Raw genomic sequence first — 18,480 nt, 5'->3', positions numbered from 1 at the left:
TTATGCTTGATAAAACCTACATCTTAGCAATAGAATCTTCTTGCGATGACACCAGTGCTTCTGTAATATGTAACGAACAGATTCTTTCTAATATTGTAGCCAATCAAGAAGTACATTCAAAATATGGTGGAGTGGTTCCCGAATTAGCATCAAGAGCGCACCAACAAAATATTTTACCTGTAGTAGAAACCGCTTTAAAACAAGCTAATATAACCAAAGAACAATTAAATGCTATTGCGTTTACACAAGGACCTGGATTAATGGGGTCTTTATTAGTAGGGACTTCTTTTGCAAAGTCTTTGGCTTTGGCTTTAGAAATTCCATTAATTGGCGTTAACCATATGCAGGCTCATATTCTCGCTCATTTTATTGATGATGCTAGCGAGCAAAAACCTACATTTCCATTTTTATGTTTAACCATTAGTGGTGGACACACACAAATTGTTAAAATCAGTAATTATTTTAGCATGGAAATTTTAGGAGAAACCATTGATGATGCTGTTGGAGAAGCTTATGACAAAACTGCAAAAATTTTAGGCTTGCCTTACCCAGGAGGTCCTTTAATTGATAAATATGCTAAAACTGGAAAAGCTGTTTATACCTTTTCTAAGCCCAAAGTAAAAGAACATCATTTTAGTTTTAGTGGATTAAAAACTGCCATCTTATATTTTATTCAAAAAGAAGTAAAAGAGAACCCTAATTTTATCGAAGAAAACCTAGAAAATATTTGTGCTAGTGTTCAAAACACGATTGCAGAAATTTTAATGGATAAAATAAAAAAGGCAGTAAAAGAAACGGGAATTAAACAAGTAGCCATTGCAGGAGGTGTTTCTGCTAATTCAGAAATAAGAAAACGTCTTACTGATGCTCAAAAGCATTTTGGATGGAAATCTTACATTCCTAAATTTGAATATACTACAGACAATGCAGCCATGATTGCTGTAACTGCTTATCAAAAATATAGATTAGGTTTGTTTGATGACCAAAGTATTACTGCAAACCCTAGATTAAAAGTAAACTCTTAAATTTTACAATTTATAAATAATTGCATTGATGTTCATCCCTGCTCCTACAGATGCAAAAATTACAATATCATCTTTTGCTATTGTATGATTTTTTACTTGATTATTCAAAACCATATCATATAAAATTGGAACTGTAGCTACAGAATTGTTTCCAAGTTTTTGAATAGACATAGGCATCACATTCTTTTTAACAGGCTTTCTGTATAATCTGTATAATCTTTTTACAATCGCTTCATCCATTTTTTCATTGGCTTGATGTAAAAATATTTGGTTGATATCATCAATATCTAAACCTCTTTTGTCCATGGCTACTTTAATGGCTGCTGGAACATTTACCAAAGCAAACTCATATATTTTACGACCTAACATTTTAATATAATTAATATCTTGGTCTTGATCTTTATTATAAGTTGCACCCGAATATAAATATCCTGCTTCTTCTATGGCGAAGGTTTGAGCTGCGGTACTTAAAATCCCTCTTTCTTTATCCTCCTCTATGAGTTCTATAATAGTCGCCCCTGCCCCATCAGAAAAAATCATGCTATCTCTATCACTTTTGTCGACCACTCTTGACAAAGTTTCTGCTCCAATAATCAACGCTTTTTTTGCTTCACCTGCCTTTATAGCTTGATTGGCTTGAATCATGGCCTGAACCCAACCAGGACATCCAAATAAAATATCATAAGCCACACAATTAGGATTTTGAATTCCTAACTTGTTCTTAACTCTAGTTGCAATACTTGGTAAAAAATCTCCTTGAATACTTCCTTTTTTTACATCTCCAAAATTATGAGCTACAATAATTAAATCTAACTGTTCTTTGTTGATGTTTGCTGCTTGAATAGCTTTTAAGGAAGCTTCTGATGCTAAATCAGATGTATTAATGTTGTCTTCGGCATATCTCCTTTCTTCAATTCCTGTAATAGCCTGAAACTTATCGATAATTTCTCCATTCTCTTTTTCAAATAAAGTTCCATCTTCATTTAAAAAAACATGGTTATTAAAATCGTTATTCTTTACTACTTTATTAGGAATGGCACTACCTGTACCTGTAATGATTACATTTTTATACATACGCTATAAATATCAAAAAACCGGCGTTATAAAATAACGCCGGTTCAAATGTAAATATATTTTTATGATTAGTACTCGTAAATATCCCCTAAATCAAAAGATATAGAGAATCTAAGCGTGTTTTCTAGTGGATTGTTTACAACAGCGTTACTTGCTAAGTAAGAAAGGTCAACATTAAAAGAACTTGCTTTAAAACCTGCTCCTAATGTAAAAAAGTTTCTATTTCCTTTATTTTCGTTTTCTTTAAAATATCCTGCTCTAAAGGCAAAAGCATTGTTATACAAATATTCTGCTCCAATACCAATAGTTACTTCTTGTAATTCTTCTTTAAATCCTCCTGGTGCATCAGAAAAAGATCCAAACATTCCTTGTAAAAAGTTTTGATCTTCACCTCCTACTGCAGGCACTAAAAGTTTGGTGAATTCTAAGGTTACCCCTAATTGATTAAAATCATCAACAATAAAATCAAAACCACCTCCTAGTTTTAAATTGGTGGGTAAAAATCCTTCTCCTGATAAAACGGTTACTTTTGGTCCAACATTACTAATGTTAAAACCGGCTCTGGCAACCCCATTAAATCCATCAAAAGCCATTTCATCTGACATGTAATATCCTGAAATATCTACTGCAAAAGCATTGGTTGGTTCATTATCATTAAGGTTTGTTCCTGAAATAGTTAAATCAGAACGAATATATCTTAAGGCAACAGCCATAGAATAGTTGTTACTCAATTTTAACGAATAAGCTCCATCAATGGCTAATTCATAAGGAGAGGCTGTAGTAGATGCTGAATTAGATCCGTCATTTATTTGTACCTCACCATAATTAAAATATTTGATTCCTCCCCCAAAAGCACTTCTTTCATCAATTCTTTGTTGGTAACTTAAATTTCCAACATAAATATCATCTGTTAAATTTCTTAACCATGGGGTATAGTTTACGGCTACTGTTACTTCTTTTTTGTGAAACACCATTTTTGCGGCGTTGTGATAAATTGCATTTCCATCGGCAGTTGTTGCAACTCCTGTGTCTCCCATACCTGCTGCTCTAGCATCTGTAACAATATTTAAAAATGGTGCTACTGTTGTAATCGTGTTGTTTTGAGCATATGTCTGAAATCCTAAAACGGCTAACAGCAAAGTATAGTGACTTTTTAGTTTCATAAAATTCATATAGTTATTCTAGTTTTTACAATATTACTAATTTTTCAATCTTTTCATCCGATTGACCTGTGATTATTTCTTTTACAGTTAATTTATAAACATATACTCCTTTTCCTAGTTTGTTTCCAAAATCATCTTTTCCATCCCATGTAACCACTCTTGATATCTCATCAACATTGCTATCAGAGGTATGAATGGTTTTGATTAATTTCCCTGACAAAGTATAAATTTGAACGGTAATTTCTATAGGATCTCCTTGTCTATTATTTTTAAACCAAAACTCTGTATGATTGATAAATGGATTAGGATAATTTAAAACCCTACTTAATTGAAATCCTTTATCTTCTTGAGCATAGAAGCTTAACGTTTGGGTTGATGAATTATTGTATGTGTCCCAAGCTTTAAATGTAATAGTATGATTTCCTGTAGATAATTCAGGTAATTTGTAGGATACAATCCCTTTGGTAAAATCATCTTTTTCAGTAGTATAAAATTCGTTTAAAGAAATAGGATTTGCTAAATCTCCATCAATCACAACGGTGATATTATGTCCTATAGAGTTTAAAGAAGTATTAATTCCACTTTCATCTTGTATTTTAGCCAGCAATTTAGGCGTAGTACTTGTATTTCCACCATCAACAAAAGTTTCATCATCCATATATAATTGGATAACAGGAGGTATGTTGTCTTCTGGTGCTTGAGGATCAATTCCTCCTACCTTAAAATTAAAATCACTTCCTATTCTTTCTTTTGTATCTGATGCTGCGTAAAAACTAAATTTTGCATTTTCAGGAGAAACACTAACATCTTTAGACAAAATAAAATCAAAAGAAAATTTACCATTTTTTACCGATGCTTCACCAACAAAAACTTTACTTTCTAAAGATTTAAAATTCACAACAGTTCCAGATCCTTCATTTAACAATGTTTTTCTATCTATTTCCTTATCAAATAAAGTGACTGATAATGTTCCTGTAAAATCTGATAAAACATTTCCTGCTTCTTTTATACTCCCAGTAACCTTAACTTTAGACAAAGCATTTAGTTCTGTTACATTCTGTAAGGAAACCTCTTCTGAAACAGGATCTGTTACATATTTTTCTATTTTACTAATTTCAATTCCTTCTTTAGGCAAAGAAAGGTTCATCGCTGGATCTCCAAAAAAATACACAAAAAATTCATTACTTAATCCAACATTGTTTTTAACATCTTTCAATGCTTCGGCAGCAGTTCTTGTTTTTCCATCAAAAGAATACAAGTAGTCTGCTAAGTTTTTATTGATACTATTTCCTGCAAAAATTGAGATTTCTCTTGTTGTGGTAATCATCGCTACAGCTCCACCATAAGCACCTTCTATCAATTCTTCACCTCCAGATAAAATTGTGGGATCATCAAATCTTGAAAAGTCACAAGTTACCGTAATAAATAAAGGCAAATTATTTAAGTTTCTAAAACTTCTAATAGCCGCAATGTCTAAATAAGTTTCCTGACCCAAGTTAAAATTATTTCCATGTCCAAAATAATTGATAACTAACGAGCCTGTATTAAATGACTCTCTAAATTTTTTGGTAATCTCTGGATATCTTCCACCTCCAGAGGTAATTTCTTCTTTAAAAGCATCGGTATATAACTTTGATAAATTTAAATTAGGATTATTAGCTTCTATCTTTAAAGCAGAATCTTCTAAATATTTAATCAAAGATTGATCTGAACCTTCTTGTCCATCATCTCCCAAAAGAGTTATTTTAGTTTTCCAATTGCCTCTAGATTTAGTAGAATAATAGTTCAATAATTTTGAGACATATTGGTTTGCTTTTGTAATAGATCCTACAGGAATTCTTCCTGTAGTAATATCTAACTTACCTGTAACTTGTAATTCCCCATTGTCTTGAGTATTGTCACTAGCGTCTAAAAAACCATAATAATCATCTGAACTATAAGAATTTGACAAACTATTACTAACCGTAGACAAATAAGTTGGAACTACTTGAGTTTCTTTATAAGTAATTCCTTTATAATCAAAAGAAGCATCTCCAAATAAACATAAATACTTAAGCTTCATCTCTTCAGAACTACTATTGTCGTATAAATACTTTGCGAAATCTCTAATAGCAGTAATGTCTGGAGCTCCTGACCCAAATTCATTATAAATCTGATCTACATCTACCACTTCAACTTTTATTTTTTCTGAATTTGTTTCTGATATTGGCGTATTGTTCCTATGATAATCTCTTAATCTATTTGCCTCGTTAATGAAATCTTTTTTGGTCACTATCACATAGTGAATATCTTGAAGAGCATGTAAATTTTGATTCACAACATTAGAGCTACTACTTAATTTTATAGGAGCATATGCATCTGACGTTTTTACTATTTGATATTTATCTAAAACCCCATCAGTTAACTCCTTAAATTTAAAATTTGTTGTATTTACATCTGTATCAACTATTCTTTTAACATTTGTAAGATCTGATACATTCCAAACAAAATCAATTTCAGTATCATTGGTTAAATGATATTCTAATACTTCTCCTGATGTTTTAGAATCAAAGTTTACAAATCCAAACTGTTTTCCTGTAGCTGTTAAAGTTCTATCTGCTATAACTTCCAAATAATCTAAATAAGCCAATGCCGAAAAATCTCCATTACTATTCCATTGAACGTTTAAAGTGATATCATCAGATATTGGCATAAAACTTCCTGAACTTTTAGTATCTCTAAAAGCAAAATTACCAGAAGAAGAAATAGTTGAGTTTAATACATTTATAGAGTTATAAGAAACTGTGTAAATTGAAGAAGTACTTGCAGACTTAGCGCTAAAATTACCATTTACTATTACTGACTGAGAATTAACTATGTTTGGAAAATTAAATGTAAAATCTTGTTGATTGTTAACCGTGAAGTTTTCTCCAAACCATTTTTTACCTACTCGAATATAATTGAACAATTCTTTTTCATGTAATTTGTAGTCAGTAAAAGTTGTAACATCAATGGTTTTAGGATTGTTAACTGTTGCTGCATTTGCAATCCTTTTTCCATCTGTTCCAGAATCTACATTGATAAAATAATAGGCATATTCACTATAAATATTTTGTTTATGAGTAATATCTGTTCTACTTTCTAAGTCCCATGATATTGGTCCTTGAGCATAAAACAATACATAATCATTGTCATTAAAAACACCATCATTCTCACCAGCTACGTATATAGCATTTTCTGTCAAGCCCTCTTTCCTTGGTTTACTAAGTATCTCTGGTAATATTGCTCCTCCATTTCCAAAAACTCTAATTTTTTTAGGGTCTAAAGATGATGTTTCAATTCCTATAGATTTTAAAAATGCCGCATCAATTTTAAAAACCCCCGTTTTATCAATGGCAATTTTATACCAAGTTCCGGTACTTAATACAGAATTTGAAACTGCGTTTTCTTGCGATATTCTATAGTTTGATGTTTGTTTACTTGTAGTATTCAAGTCATAAGACACCTGAAAAGATTGTATTTGGAATACCTCTCCTTTTGTATTCTTGTATATTGCATTTGCTTGAATACTGTAATATTCATTTGCCCTCTCTTTTACAATTTTTAAGGATGGATTAAAACTAATAGGCAATGAATTTATATCTATTCCTCCCAAAGCATTAGCAACAACTCTCTTAGTTACAATGTTTGTGAAATTGATATTGTTAAGTTCTCCCGGTTTATCCTTTTTCCATTGTTTTATATATAATGGAATAAAATCATTCTGAAGAAAAACATCATTTCCTGTCCAAATATTGTTATTAATAGTAGGCTCATATCGTTGATTCCATTCAACAGAAAACGTTAAATTCTCTTGAGCAGACATTAAAAAAGTCCCTAGAAAAAAAAAGATTAAATATTGTAGCTTCATTTTTAGCAAATTATTGTACGAATATAACAATTTACACGTTGTTACCTATATGATATTTGTTGTTATAATTAAATTGTGTAATTAAGTATTATATGATATCTTGCGAGGGAATTAACATGATAGAGACCGCTTTTTATATGAAAAAAATCATAAAAACATCATTGATTTACAGTGGTGTAATTCTTATTATGACAAGTTGTTTTAACCAACAACGTGATTTTGGTTCAGACAGGTACTCCGAAAATATTGGATACGACTTTAGCAATCCTGAATATGGAGGTTTAACAAGACTTTCAGAAGTAGTTGAACAAGAAATACCACCTGCTATGGTAAGCATAGAAGGAGGACAATTTGTAATGGGACAAACCCAACAAGATGTTATGGGTGGCATTCATAATAAACCCCGAAATGTACATGTACAAAGTTTTTATATGGATGACTCTGAAGTATCTAATAAAGAATACGTAATTTATCTTGATTGGCTGGCTAAAGTTTTTCCTGAAGACAACCCAAAATACAAGCATATTTATACTGCTGCCCTACCAGATACTACAGTTTGGAGAAATCCTTTAGGTAGCGATGGTAATTTACCTAAAACTTATTTAAGACACAGAGCTTACGAGGAATATCCTGTTGTTGGAGTTAGTTGGCTACAGGCAAATGATTATTGTAAATGGAGAACCGATAGAATTGCTGAAAAAAGGCTAGTTGATGAAGGTATTTTAAAACCACTATATAACAATGGTGCTGTTTCTGTAGAAGGAAGAAATCATTTTGATAAAGAGGTTTTTGAAGCTAACCCTAATCTCTTATTTGGTGGAAACAAATCTATTTATTCAGATTATGTAACAAATTCTAATGAAGAAGAATACAATGGTAATGATTCTATAACCATTAATACAACTCCTAGCAACTCAAAAAATAACAAACTAAACATCAATAGACAATCTCCTTCTCCTGATTTTAGATTACCTACAGAGGTTGAATGGGAATATGCTGCCAAGGCTGATGTAGAAAATCGTTATGAGAATTCTATTAGAGGTAGAAAAAAATATGCATGGAGAGGTGAATCTACTAGAGATGAACAAAGCAAATATTACACTCAACATGCCAATTTTAAACAAGGTAATGGAGATTATAGTGGTATTGCCGGTTGGAGTTCGGACACAGGTGACATTACAACGCCTGTAAGAAGTTTTCCTCCTAATGCCTTTGGTTTATATGATATGGCAGGTAACGTTGCCGAATGGGTTTTTGATGTTTATAGACCAACTATTGATACTGAATTAAATGATTTTAATTACGCTAGAGGTAACATTTATCGTAAACCGAAATTAGATGAAAATGGAAACGTAATTGTAGCTTCGTTCAATGATATTGTATACGACACTCTTCCTAATGGAAAAGTAGTTCCTTCGGTGTTGCCTGGGCAAATTCTAAAAGAAGAGATTACAGATAACGATGTATATTTAAATCTTAATTATCAAAAAGCAGATAATAGAGACTATGCTAACGGTGATAGAGCTTCAAGCAGAGATTATGCTCAAAATGATGAGAATAGAAAGAGAATGTATAATGCTCCAATATTACTACCTCCAACAATCAATGAGGAAACTGGTAAAGTAGAATACAAATATGATGATCAAAAAAGAACTACTTTAATTACCAATTACTCTAGAGTCTATAAAGGTGGATCTTGGAAAGATAGAGAATATTGGTTAGACCCTAGTCAAAGAAGATATTTAGAGGAATATATGTCTACCAATTATATTGGATTTAGATGTGTACTCAGCATGGTCGGTGAAACTCATGAAAAAGATAGAAGATCTCCTTTTAATATATCTTATTAAAAAACTAAAAAAAGCGTTTGCAAGTTGCAAACGCTTTTTTTAGTTTAACTTATATTCAAAACCCTCTTTATCTAAATAATCGAATAGCTCTGTATTCATATTTAACTTGTAAGTTCTCGAAGGCATTTCAAGGTCAATTTTATCTTTATCTGAAATCAAATTAAAACCAACAGTTTGTTTAGCTCCCTCTCCTGTAAAACCAGACAACAACATTTCTAGTTGTTCTATTCGTTCTTTTCTAATTTCGTGTAACCTTAATTTAAAGGTGATCTTTTTACACTTTTTATCCATCACATCTGACAGTAAAGAAAAGTCCGAAAACTTAACTCTTGGCTCCCCAACACTACCGTCTTTTTGCATCCATCCTCTTTGTATAGTTCCACTTAAATATAAAAATGAATTAGGAACTAATAAATGTTGAAAGCGCATATAATCTTCACCAAACAATCTAAATTCATGTGAATCTGTATAATCTTCAATAACAAAAGATCCCCATCCATTTCCATTCTTAGCAATTCTATGTTCTGCACTTGTTAAAATACCAGCAAATGAAAAGTTTTTCCCAACATGATTTTTTAAATCTTCTTTAAACATACTCACACCACAATTGGTAAATTTCATTTCATTCCTATAATCATCTAAAGGATGAGCCGATATATAAATTCCTACAACTTCTTTTTCTTTAGAGAGTAACTCCATTGTTCCCCATGTTTCACAAGGAGGAACTAAAGGTTCTGGTAATTGAACATCCGAAGCTTCTCCAAAAAGAGACACTTGAGACGAATTCATACTTTCTTGATAAGCATGACCAAATTTCATCGCTTTTTCTAAAAAAGTCATCCCTTTTTCATCAGTAGCAAAAAACTGTGCTCTATGAACATTTCCAAAAGAATCAAATCCTCCTGCCAAGGCCAAACCTTCGAATGCTTTTTTATTACAAGTCCTTAAATCTACACGTTTGGCTACATCAAAAATTGAAGTAAAAGGTCCATTTTCTTTTCTTTCTCTGATAATTCCATCAACAGCTATTCCACCAACTCCTTTAATAGCTGCCATTCCAAAACGAACAGCTCCTTCATCATTTACAGAGAATTTAGCATAAGATTCATTTACATCTGGCCCTAAAACGGTTAACCCCATACGCTTACATTCTTCCATAAAAAAGGTTACCTGCTTGATGTCATTCATATTGTTAGACAACACTGATGCCATATATTCTGCTGGATAATGTGCTTTTAAGTATGCCGTTTGGTAGGCAATCCATGCATAACAAGTTGAGTGAGATTTGTTAAAAGCATACGAAGCAAAAGCTTCCCAGTCTTTCCATACTTTTTCTAATTTAACAGGATCATATCCCTTGGCAGCAGCTTGTTCAATAAACAAAGGTTTCATTTTGGCTAGTACAGCAATCTGCTTTTTACCCATGGCTTTACGCAAGGTATCGGCTTGACCTTTGGTAAATCCTGCTAAACTTTGGGACAATAACATTACCTGCTCCTGGTAGACCGTAATTCCATAAGTCTCGGCCAAATACTCATCCATGTCTGGTAAATCGTACACAATTTCTTCACGTCCGTGTTTACGATCAATAAAGTTTGGAATATATTCTAAAGGTCCTGGTCTGTACAAAGCATTCATCGCAATTAAATCCGCAAAAACTGTCGGTTTTAATTCACGCATATATTTTTGCATTCCTGGAGATTCATATTGGAAAATACCAACGGTTTCTCCTCTTTGGAACAACTCATATGTTTTTACATCATCAATAGGAAAACTTTCGGGATCTAAATCTACACCGTGTCTGGCTTTTACAATTTTACAAGCATGTTTTATCAAAGTCAGGGTCTTTAGACCCAAAAAGTCCATTTTTAACAGTCCTGCACTTTCTACTACCGAGTTGTCAAACTGAGTAACATACATGTCAGAATCTTTGGCTAAAGCTACAGGAACAAACTTTGTAATATCATCTGGAGTAATAATTACCCCGCAAGCATGAATACCAGTATTACGAACAGAACCTTCTAAAACTCTTGCTTTATTAACGGTTTCAGCTTCTAACCCAACACCATCAGAAATTCGTTTTAGCTCATTCACCATATCCATTTCTTCGGAACGTAATTTTGAGGATAATTCTTTATCATCCATTCCAAAGATTTTTTTGAGCTTCATATTTGGAATCAACTTGGCAATTCTATCTGCTTCAAACAATGGTAAATCTAAAACCCTAGCAGTATCTCTAATCGATGATTTTGCTGCCATGGTACCATAGGTAATGATTTGTGCTACCTGATTGGCTCCATATTTTTTAATTACATAATCTATAACACTCCCACGACCTTCATCATCAAAATCGATATCAATATCGGGCATGGATACACGTTCTGGATTTAAGAATCTCTCAAAAAGCAAATCGTACTTAATAGGATCTATATTGGTAATCCACAAACAGTAAGCAGCTACCGAACCCGCAGCAGAACCACGACCGGGACCTACAGAAACTCCCATATCTCTGGCAGCTCGAATAAAATCTTCTACAATTAAAAAATATCCTGGATATCCTGTTTTGGCAATTACATCTAATTCTAAATCTAAACGTTCTTTAATTTCAGGAGTAATTTCTCCATATCTTTTTTTAGCTCCTTCATAAACCAAGTGACCTAAAAAATTATTTTCCCCTCTTTTTCCTCCATCCTCTAAATCCTTAGGATCTTTAAATTCTTCTGGAATATCAAAAGCAGGTAGTAATACATCACTTGCCAAAGTAAAAGGCGTAATTTTATCAACCAATTCTTGAATGTTGCTAATAGCTTCAGGAATATCAACAAAAAGTTCCTTCATTTCTTCGGGACTCTTAAAGTAATATTGATCGTTTGGTAAACCATAGCGATATCCTCTTCCTCTACCTATTGGAGTGGCTTGTTTTTCTCCATCTTTTACACATAATAAAATATCATGTGCATTGGCGTCTTCTTGATCTATGTAAAAAGTATTATTTGTTGCTACAATTTTTACATCATATTTTTTAGCAAACTTTAACAATACTTTATTTACAACATTTTCATCTTCCTGACCATGTCGCATGATTTCAATATATAAATCATCTCCAAATTGTTCTTTCCACCATAACAAAGCTTCTTCAGCCTGTTTTTCTCCTACATTTAAAATTTTACTTGGAATTTCACCATATAAATTCCCTGTTAAAACAATAACATCTTCTTTGTATTGCTCTATAACTTTTCTGTCAATTCTTGGTACATAATAAAAACCATCAACAAAAGCTGTAGAAGACATTTTTGCTAAATTTTGATATCCTTTTCGGTTTTTGGCAAGCATAACTACTTGATAACCGTTATCTTTTTTAGTTTTATCTAAATGATTCTCACATACAAAAAACTCACACCCTACAATAGGTATTAATTCTCTTTCGTCAAAAGTTTCTCCTTTTTCTTCAGCTTCGACCTTTCTACTTTGCACACCGCTATTATAACCTGCCACGGCATTGGTAAAATGAAAAGCAGCCATCATATTTCCAGTATCTGTCATGGCAACAGCAGACATTTTATGTTTTCCTGCATTACTTACCAAAGCCCCAATTTCTATTGTAGATTGTAAAATTGAATACTGTGTATGGTTATGTAAATGTGCAAAAGAAACTTCTTCTAACTTGGCTAAACTTTCTTTTACATTAACACCTTTTCCTTTTGCTCCTGCTTGTTCAGATTGGCGTTTTCTGATTTTATCACTTTCCTTTTTTAAGTTTAAATGTTTTAAACCTATGACTTCAAAAGGCTTTGGGTTTACAGTTTTAAATTCTGTAAAATATGCTGAAGAAACCTCTAATTGTTCTTTGGTAAAAACTTCTTTTCTAATCAATTCAAAGAAACAACGTGTTGTTGCTTCTACATCGGCAGTTGCATTGTGGGCTTCTCCAAAACCAACTCCAAATAAATAATGATGTAATTCTGTTAATGTAGGTAATTTAAACTTTCCCCCTCTTCCTCCAGGTAGTTGACATAAACTTGCTGTAACCTCGGTACAAGTATCCAAAATTCCAAGCATATTTTTATCTTCTTCAGATAAATCATCAATAGCCATGGGTCTGTTTTTGGGAACTTTTGATGTAAAATTATATTCCTCTAAATCAAAACTATCAAATTCAAATGCTTTAAAATTTGGCGTAATTCCAGCTCTGATAAACTCAGCTCCCATAATGTTAACGTCAAACGTAACATTTTGACCAACCAAAAATTTTGTCTTTCCTAAAACAGCATTAAAACGTTCTAAACTTTCTTGTAAAGAAATTCCTTGTTCTTGAGCCAACTCAGTAGAAATCCCATGGATTTTTTCAGAATCAAACGGAATATTAAAGCCGTCTGGTTGTACCATAAAATTATCGTGTTCTATAACACGTCCCATGTCATCATGTAACTGCCAAGCTATTTGTATACACCTAGGCCAGTTATCAATATCAGTCATTGGAGCCTTATAACTCTTAGGTAAACCTGTTGTTTCGGTATCAAAAATTAAATACATCTAGTTTATTTTGGGAAGTTTTAAAAATACAAAATATATCACGTAAAATATTATTGATATCGCTTACAAACAAAATAGTTATCAACTTAAAATTATATTATATTTAAATCAATCATCACAGATATTCACTATGAAAGAAAAACTTGAAAATACACATTGGGACATCTTAATTATTGGAGGAGGTGCAACGGGGATTGGGGTTGCTATTGATGCTGCTTCTAGAGGTTACAAGACTTTATTAGTTGAAAAAGATGATTACGGTAAAGGAACTTCTAGTAAAAGTACCAAACTGGTTCACGGTGGGGTTAGATATTTACAACAAGGGAATTTTTCCTTGGTTTTAGAAGCTTTAAAAGAACGTGCTATTTTAAAAAGAAATGCTCCACATATTGTTCACGATTTAAAATTTGTGGTTCCTACTTACGACTGGTGGGAAAGTCCATTTTATGGAATTGGATTAAAATTATATGATTGGTTAGCTGGAAAAGAAGGTTTTGGAGACTCTGAATTGATTTCCAAAGAAGAAACCATTGGATATATCCCAACCGTAACACAAGAAGGTTTACGTGGCGGAGTCATTTATCACGATGGTCAGTTTGATGACACACGTTTGCTTATTAACATGATGCAAACAGCCAAAGAACAAGGAGCAACAGTATTAAATTATACTCAGTTTTTAGAGTTCCAAAAAAATTTAGATGGTTTAATTAATGGGGCTATTATTCAAGATGTATTTACTTCTGAGAAATATACCATAACCGCAAAATCTGTCATCAATGCTACCGGTGTTTTTTCTGATACGATTAGACAAAAAGATCAAAAAACTATTCATAAAATCATGACTAGTAGTCAAGGAGTTCATATTGTTTTAGATAAAGAATTTCTTCCTGGAGATACTGCTATTATGATTCCTCATACCGATGATGGTCGGGTTTTGTTTGCTGTTCCCTGGCATGATAAAATTCTGATTGGAACTACTGATACTCCTGTAACGGAGTTTTCTTCTGAACCTTTACCTCAAGAACAAGAAGTTGATTTTTTATTGACTCATACAGCAAAATATTTAACAAAAAATCCTTCTAAAAAAGATGTGAAAAGTGTTTTTGTAGGATTACGTCCATTAGTAAAAAGTGGAAATGCTGAAGATACTGCCGAAATATCTAGAGAACATGTTATTGAAGTAAGCAAAAGTGGATTGGTAAGTATAGCGGGAGGAAAATGGACTACTTACAGAAAAATGGCAGAAGATGTTGTTGACAAAGTAACCATGGTTACCATACTTCCTTTTGTGAAATCTGAAACTGAATTTCTAAACATTCATGGACACAGAAAATTAAAATCTGAAACCAATCCTTTGGCTATTTATGGTACTGATGAAAAACTTATGAAGAGACTTTGTTCTTCTAACCCTGAATTAAAAGAAAAGATTCATCCTAATCATCCATATTTAAAGGTTCAAATTGTTTGGGCAGTTCAAAAAGAAGATGCCAAAACAATCGAAGATGTATTATCTAGAAGAATTCGTTTGTTATTTTTAGATGCTCAAGCAAGTATTGAATCTGCTGAAATTGTTGGAAATCTCCTTCAAAAAGAACTCAATAAAAGTACGGAATGGAAAGAAAAACAAATTATTGATTTTAAAAAATTAGCACAACAATATCTCCTAAAATAAAAAAGCTCCTAGAAAATTCTAGGAGCTTTTTTAATCTATTTTCAAAAAATTATTCTGCTTTTTCAGCAGCTCTAATTTCTTTTGCTTTTTGCTTGGCTTCTTCGTTTTTAGCAATTTTGTGTTCAGGTCTGGTCCATTTTGGATTTTCACCTAAAGCTTGATATTCTGACTCTTCTGCAGATACCGATTTAGGCTGTACCTTTTTAGTAAAAGGCTTCATCGCTTTTAACCCTAACTTTTCAAACAACTTCATATCCTCATTTACATCAGGATTTGGGGTTGTTAATAATTTATCTCCTGCAAAAATAGAATTTGCACCTGCAAAGAAACAAAATGCTTGTCCTTCTTGGCTCATTTGTGTTCTACCTGCCGACAATCTTACTTGAGTTTCTGGCAATACAATTCTTGTGGTTGCCACCATACGAATCATATCCCAAATTTCTACTGGTTTTTGATCTTCTAATGGAGTTCCTTCTACTGCTACTAATGCATTAATAGGTGTAGATTCTGGTTGTGGATTTAAAGAGGACAAAGCAACCAACATTCCTGCTCTATCTTCTATAGATTCTCCCATTCCTATAATTCCTCCTGAACAGACTGTTACATTTGTTTTACGAACATTATCAATCGTGTCTAACCTATCTTGATATCCTCTTGTAGAAATAACCTCTTTATAATATTCTTCTGAGGAATCTAAATTGTGATTATAAGCGTATAAACCTGCTTCTGCCAAACGTTTTGCCTGATTTTCTGTCACCATACCTAAGGTACAACAAACCTCCATATCAAGTTTGTTAATAGTTCTAACCATTTCTAAAACTTCATCAAACTCAGGTCCATCTTTAACATTTCTCCATGATGCTCCCATACAAACTCTTGAAGATCCAGATGCTTTTGCTCTCAAAGCTTGTGCTTTTACTTGCTGTACAGGCATTAAATCATTTCCTTCAATATCAGTATGATAACGAGCTGCTTGCGGGCAATATCCACAATCTTCAGAACAACCACCCGTTTTAATAGATAGTAAAGTGGATACCTGAACCTCATTTGGTTCATGGTGTAATCTATGTATTGTTGCAGCCTCATATAAAAGCTCCATTAAAGGTTTATTATATATTTCAAGGATTTGTTCCTTTGTCCAATTGTGTCTTACTTCACTCATAAGTTTCATTTATTGATCTGGTAAAAGTACTAAAAAATGCTTCTTTAAAGCTAATTTCTCTTTAAAACAATGCTCACTGCATTCCCTCCAAATCCAACAGCATTCACCATAATACGTTCTATTTTTTTAGGTAGTTTTAAATCAGTTAAATAGGGAATTCCTATAAACTCCTGTTTTTGCAACATCAATATAGCCAATTCCATACTTAAAGACCCTGAAGCTCCTAAAGTATGTCCTATTTTCCATTTATTAGAGGTAAAAGCAGGAATTTCTTTTCCAAAAACTTTTTCAATAGCCTTCATCTCAGATAAATCCCCTTTTATTGTTCCTGGTGCATGCATCACAATCACATCAATCTCTCCGTCAATATCTTTTATAGCCATCTTCATCGAAGTTTGAAAACATTCTGCCTCTTCAGTTACAGAAACATTATGTTCTAATTTTTCTGTACCATATCCCACTGATTCAATAAAAGCCAATGCATTTTCTTTGACACCTGCTTCTAAACAAAAAACAGCAGCTCCTTCACCTAAACACATACTATTTCTCTTTTTATTAAAGTCTAATGCTCTACAAGGATATTCATTATTATTGTCAGTATATATTTTAATCGCTTGCATCTGTGCAATTGTAAAAGCGGTATTAGGAGCTTCGGTTGCTCCTACCATAAACCTTTCAGACATTCCTGAGTTAATCCAAGCAACTCCATTTAATACTGCATGTAGTCCTGTTGAGCAAGTTATAGAATGTGATATAGTTGGTCCTGTAGATTGCAAATCATCCGCTAACCATGTAGATAAATTCCCTAATGTAGTTGTAGGTGATGTTAATGGATGTGTTTTCCCTAGTTCATTATTAGAAAAATCATCATAAAACTCTTCAAACAATCCTGTTGCTCCTCTAGAAGATCCTATATTAATTCCAAAAACTGAATCGTTTCCCCAATTAGCATTCTTAACAGCTATTCTTCCAACGTAAATAGCCATCAAAACCGATTTGTCTAAAGCTTGATATTTGGAATTTGATTTTTTTAAAGATTGAATCTCATCTTCTATTACATATGATAATTTACTAACTAATCCTTCAACATTTTTTTGATGAATATTTGTTAATAAGTGATTTTCCTTTTTATACGAATTCCATATGTTTTCTGAGGAGTTACCCAAGGCAGAAATAGAACTATAACCGGTAATTGATATAATATTCATCTGTAAATTTTAGCTCAAAAAAAGCAATTCATTTATTGGTAATATAAACTCATATAAAATGAGTCTTAAAACAACTGATTGATATTTCCTGTAAATAATTTTACAGCAATTGCTAAAAGGATTATTCCAAATACTTTTCTTAACACATTTAAGCCAACACCACCTAGTATGTCTTCTACTTTCTGAGAAGTTTTTAGTACGAAAAAGACAAAAATGCTATTAATAAGTATCGCTATAATAATGTTTTCTACGGCAAATTCAGCTCTTAAAGAAATTAAAGTTGTCATGGTACCTGCTCCTGCTATTAAAGGGAAAGCTAGTGGAACAATGGAACTTGACTCTGTCATTTCATCTTTAAAAATAGTAATTCCCAATATCATTTCTATCGCTAAAAAAAAGAGAATAAAAGATCCTGCAACAGCAAAAGAATTAACATCAACACCAATCAAGCTCAAAATTTCATCTCCTAAGAACAAAAACAAAATCATAATCAAAGAGGAAACGATTGTAGCCTTTTCAGACTGTATATGTCCAACTTTTTTTCTCAAACTTATAATAATCGGAACACTTCCTATGATATCTATTACGGCAAAAAGAATCATCGTTGCGGTAATAATTTCTCTAAAATTAAACTGTAAATTCATGATGTAAATTTACAGTTTATAATAAACATCTTTAAATATAAACAAAGTTATTTCATGAGATAATCATCATAAATATTTTAACTAATATGTTTTTATACTCCTTTAATTAAGGAAGTTCTTCACCAAAAAAAAGACACAAAAAAACCTCATTCAATTTAATGAATGAGGTTTCTAAAAAAAGGCGATGACATACTCTCCCAGCAATGCTAGTACCATCTGCGCTAATAGGCTTAACTTCTCTGTTCGGAATGGGAAGAGGT

10 protein-coding genes and 1 rRNA gene are annotated in these 18,480 nt (G+C 32.4%); 3 read left to right on the top strand and 8 right to left on the bottom strand.

Features of this window, described 5'->3' with window-relative positions; genetic code table 11:
• The first annotated feature begins 2 nt into the window (after positions 1-2).
• Entirely contained in the window at positions 3-1,025 is a 1,023-nt protein-coding gene (gene tsaD, locus QVZ41_RS11545; RefSeq protein ID WP_302884739.1) for a tRNA (adenosine(37)-N6)-threonylcarbamoyltransferase complex transferase subunit TsaD, read from the top strand.
• 3 nt (positions 1,026-1,028) lie between these two features.
• On the opposite strand, the gene QVZ41_RS11540 is transcribed toward tsaD, so the two are convergent.
• The 3 genes from QVZ41_RS11540 to porU form a co-directional block, all read right to left on the bottom strand.
• The gene (locus QVZ41_RS11540) at positions 1,029-2,099 is read right to left on the bottom strand and encodes a 3-oxoacyl-ACP synthase III family protein (RefSeq protein ID WP_302884738.1); all 1,071 of its coding nucleotides are present in this window, start codon (positions 2,097-2,099) and stop codon (positions 1,029-1,031) included.
• Positions 2,100-2,167: 68 nt separating this feature from the next.
• The gene (porV, locus tag QVZ41_RS11535) at positions 2,168-3,262 is read right to left on the bottom strand and encodes a type IX secretion system outer membrane channel protein PorV (protein ID WP_302884737.1); all 1,095 of its coding nucleotides are present in this window, start codon (positions 3,260-3,262) and stop codon (positions 2,168-2,170) included.
• 25 nt (positions 3,263-3,287) lie between these two features.
• A complete protein-coding gene (gene porU, locus QVZ41_RS11530) occupies positions 3,288-7,151 on the bottom strand; it encodes a type IX secretion system sortase PorU (protein ID WP_302884736.1) in 3,864 nt (1,287 codons plus the stop codon).
• Between the two features lie 137 nt (positions 7,152-7,288).
• Between porU and gldJ the strand changes: the two genes are divergently transcribed.
• Positions 7,289-9,001 carry a gliding motility lipoprotein GldJ gene (gldJ, locus tag QVZ41_RS11525; RefSeq protein WP_302884735.1) on the top strand — a complete coding sequence of 571 codons (1,713 nt, stop codon included), beginning with the start codon at positions 7,289-7,291 and terminating at the stop codon, positions 8,999-9,001.
• A gap of 39 nt (positions 9,002-9,040) precedes the next feature.
• Here the strand turns inward: gldJ and dnaE are convergent, their stop codons facing one another.
• Positions 9,041-13,534 carry a DNA polymerase III subunit alpha gene (dnaE, locus tag QVZ41_RS11520; RefSeq protein WP_302884734.1) on the bottom strand — a complete coding sequence of 1,498 codons (4,494 nt, stop codon included), beginning with the start codon at positions 13,532-13,534 and terminating at the stop codon, positions 9,041-9,043.
• 130 nt (positions 13,535-13,664) lie between these two features.
• Here dnaE and QVZ41_RS11515 point away from each other — a divergent pair, with 130 nt between their 5' ends.
• Positions 13,665-15,206, top strand: a complete 1,542-nt coding sequence (locus QVZ41_RS11515) for a glycerol-3-phosphate dehydrogenase/oxidase (protein ID WP_302884733.1) — start codon at positions 13,665-13,667, stop codon at positions 15,204-15,206.
• 49 nt (positions 15,207-15,255) lie between these two features.
• On the opposite strand, the gene bioB is transcribed toward QVZ41_RS11515, so the two are convergent.
• The 4 genes from bioB to rrf all read right to left on the bottom strand — a co-directional run.
• Positions 15,256-16,368 carry a biotin synthase BioB gene (bioB, locus tag QVZ41_RS11510; protein WP_302884732.1) on the bottom strand — a complete coding sequence of 371 codons (1,113 nt, stop codon included), beginning with the start codon at positions 16,366-16,368 and terminating at the stop codon, positions 15,256-15,258.
• A gap of 50 nt (positions 16,369-16,418) precedes the next feature.
• Complete coding sequence (locus tag QVZ41_RS11505) at positions 16,419-17,576, bottom strand: beta-ketoacyl synthase N-terminal-like domain-containing protein (protein ID WP_302884731.1); 1,158 nt, start codon at positions 17,574-17,576, stop codon at positions 16,419-16,421.
• A gap of 65 nt (positions 17,577-17,641) precedes the next feature.
• Positions 17,642-18,220 (bottom strand): MarC family protein, encoded by a 579-nt coding sequence (locus tag QVZ41_RS11500; protein ID WP_302884730.1) that lies wholly within the window; start codon positions 18,218-18,220, stop codon positions 17,642-17,644.
• 176 nt (positions 18,221-18,396) lie between these two features.
• A 5S ribosomal RNA gene (gene rrf / locus QVZ41_RS11495) occupies positions 18,397-18,480 on the bottom strand; the annotation flags it as partial.

This window comes from Wenyingzhuangia gilva, assembly GCF_030519655.1.
Classification (GTDB): domain Bacteria; phylum Bacteroidota; class Bacteroidia; order Flavobacteriales; family Flavobacteriaceae; genus Wenyingzhuangia; species Wenyingzhuangia gilva.
Note: the sequence above shows the minus strand (reverse complement) of the source record. Positions and strands in the feature narration are given on the sequence as shown.

Bases quoted from the DNA above. Each gene is read 5' to 3' on its own strand.
- tsaD (WP_302884739.1), top strand. From the start codon at position 3: ATGCTTGATAAAACCTACATCTTAGCAATAGAATCTTCTTGCGATGAC.
- QVZ41_RS11540 (WP_302884738.1), bottom strand. From the start codon at position 2,099: ATGTATAAAAATGTAATCATTACAGGTACAGGTAGTGCCATTCCTAAT.
- porV (WP_302884737.1), bottom strand. From the start codon at position 3,262: ATGAAACTAAAAAGTCACTATACTTTGCTGTTAGCCGTTTTAGGATTT.
- porU (WP_302884736.1), bottom strand. From the start codon at position 7,151: ATGAAGCTACAATATTTAATCTTTTTTTTTCTAGGGACTTTTTTAATG.
- gldJ (WP_302884735.1), top strand. From the start codon at position 7,289: ATGAAAAAAATCATAAAAACATCATTGATTTACAGTGGTGTAATTCTT.
- dnaE (WP_302884734.1), bottom strand. From the start codon at position 13,534: ATGTATTTAATTTTTGATACCGAAACAACAGGTTTACCTAAGAGTTAT.
- QVZ41_RS11515 (WP_302884733.1), top strand. From the start codon at position 13,665: ATGAAAGAAAAACTTGAAAATACACATTGGGACATCTTAATTATTGGA.
- bioB (WP_302884732.1), bottom strand. From the start codon at position 16,368: ATGAGTGAAGTAAGACACAATTGGACAAAGGAACAAATCCTTGAAATA.
- QVZ41_RS11505 (WP_302884731.1), bottom strand. From the start codon at position 17,576: ATGAATATTATATCAATTACCGGTTATAGTTCTATTTCTGCCTTGGGT.
- QVZ41_RS11500 (WP_302884730.1), bottom strand. From the start codon at position 18,220: ATGAATTTACAGTTTAATTTTAGAGAAATTATTACCGCAACGATGATT.